Source organism: Halorientalis persicus, assembly GCF_900110215.1.
Lineage (GTDB): Archaea > Halobacteriota > Halobacteria > Halobacteriales > Haloarculaceae > Halorientalis > Halorientalis persica.
Genome location: NZ_FOCX01000100.1, coordinates 1 through 1863, shown reverse-complemented (window position 1 = coordinate 1863; position 1863 = coordinate 1). Strand labels below are relative to the sequence as shown.

Below are 1863 nucleotides of genomic sequence, written 5' to 3'. Positions count from 1 at the left end.
ACGTGGTGGTCGATAACACAGATCGTCTGGAAGCGGAGCCGCCCGGGCAGTTAGAGTCGAAGTCTGCAACAGTCGACATCGAGATTACGTACTAACTCGGCAACGGTTGAGTCAGCCACTGTACTGACCGTTCGCCGAGCAGTCATAAAGGAGGTCTGTGAACCGACCCATAACACCCGCCACTGCAGCCCCATCCCCGACAATTTTTGTCAGAGCGCTATCTACTGGGGGCTATGGCAGTGGTCCTCGCCAAACAGCTCTCCAACAAACCGGTCCTCAGCACGGATGGTGCAGAACTCGGACACGTGTATAACCTCACGATGGATGCCAAGACGGGCGCACTCGAAAGTGTACTAGTCGAGCCGTCCGATTCCTCGGTCTCCGGGTTTGAGACGACTGACAACGGCCGGCTCCGCGTTCCGGCCCGCTGCATTGACGATTTGAGTGATTTCCTGATTGTCCGCAAGCCCGGGACCTGACAGACCGTCGCGTGTGAGCGCTCGTCTCCACCACGGCGGTCGGATCGCGGCCAGGGCGCGGCCGGCTGGACGCCTACCAGTCGAGGTAGTCCTGTTCCCACTCGCGTCGGGCCTCAATCTCGCGGTGGCCACGCTTGGTGATTGTGTAGGAATTGGTGCGGCGGTCTTTGGAGCCCTTTTCGACCAGCCCCTTGTCGACGAGCGTATCGAGATTCGGGTAGAGGCGGCCGTGGTGGATTTCGCCCTCATAGTACTGTTCGACCTCGTCTTTGAGCGCGAGGCCGTGGGGCTCGTCCATGCCGGCAATCGCGTACAGCAGGTCGCGCTGTAACCCAGTCAGATCGTGCATATCAGCCCAGAATAGCCAGCCCGCTGTCTTGAATGTACGGTGAGAGTTACAGACGCAGCAACTGCTGGGTATTGGATCTAAGTACAGGGGATGGGAGCAACGGAGCGTGTGACACCGATTCCGCCGCTCCCGGGCGTACATCTGTACGCTGCGGGCAAAAGCGCGGGGATGTGCGGGTGTGGGTGGGCCTGTGATCGCACTGACCTGCTCGGCCGGGGCATCCTCGGCGTCGAGCAGGCGCTTGGGTTCGCTGGCGGCCCAGTCGCCATGGTCGTCGATCTCGCCGACGCGCTCGCGTGGGCGGCCGATATCGTGGCGCCACGCGGCCGCGGCGTATGCGACCGTCGCCCACACGCGCCGAAGTTCGCTTCTCCCCCAACCGAGACGGCTGGGGACGGTCAGCGCTTTTGGAGCCGAGCGTTTCTCGGGCGCAGCGTCCCGAAACACGGTGTTTCCGTTGGGATCACTCCGAAAACGAGGGGCTGTGGGATGAAGAGACGGGACTTACGCGTCGTCGCCGGTCTCGAACGTAATCGTCCCACCGCTGTCGGTGGTGACCGTCTCGTAGCCGTCTTCTCCGGCCATCACGACGTTGTCGGCATCCAGTTCGCGCATTGCGTAAGACCGGACGACCGTCTCGTCCTCGAGATCGACCGTCACGACGACCGCGCTCCCGTCCGACCCGGCAGCCGTGAGTCGCACATCGACCCGGCCGTCATTGGTCGCTTCTAGTACGGTCGCGTTCAGCCGTTCGGCGTCGGTGAACTGTTGCTGGACGTTGTAGCTGACCCCCTCATTCGAGGCGACCAGTTCCTCGATCAACTGCCTCTCGTCGTCGTTCAGGACGCCGAGGCTGTCGGTGATCCGCAACTCGATGTCGTCGAGGGCAGGGAGCGTCTCGATTACTGTCACGTCCTCGTCGGCGAGGTCGACCTCGCCGCGCACCGTCGGCAGACAGCCATCCTGCGGCCGGATGGTGATGCCGGCGGTGTCGAGCGGCTGTTCTCGGTCGAGGCTCTCGTAGTACTGGTTGAC

The 1863-nt window shown here is 62.6% G+C and carries 2 protein-coding genes and 1 pseudogene; 1 reads left to right on the top strand and 2 read right to left on the bottom strand.

Annotated elements, in window-relative coordinates; translation table 11 throughout:
- Positions 1 to 233: 233 nt before the first annotated feature.
- On the top strand, positions 234 to 479 hold the full coding sequence (locus tag BMX17_RS24780) for a PRC-barrel domain-containing protein (RefSeq protein WP_170845572.1): 246 nt from the start codon (positions 234 to 236) through the stop codon (positions 477 to 479).
- A 73-nt stretch (positions 480 to 552) separates the two neighbouring features.
- Here BMX17_RS24780 and BMX17_RS24775 read toward each other — a convergent pair whose 3' ends face one another.
- Complete coding sequence (locus tag BMX17_RS24775) at positions 553 to 828, bottom strand: PadR family transcriptional regulator (protein ID WP_092665298.1); 276 nt, start codon at positions 826 to 828, stop codon at positions 553 to 555.
- 504 nt (positions 829 to 1332) lie between these two features.
- Positions 1333 to 1863: pseudogene (locus BMX17_RS26585) on the bottom strand (hypothetical protein); the annotation flags it as partial.

Excerpts from the sequence above, each read along its gene's own strand:
- BMX17_RS24775 (WP_092665298.1), bottom strand. The coding sequence starts at position 828 with ATGCACGATCTGACTGGGTTACAGCGCGACCTGCTGTACGCGATTGCC.
- BMX17_RS24780 (WP_170845572.1), top strand. The coding sequence starts at position 234 with ATGGCAGTGGTCCTCGCCAAACAGCTCTCCAACAAACCGGTCCTCAGC.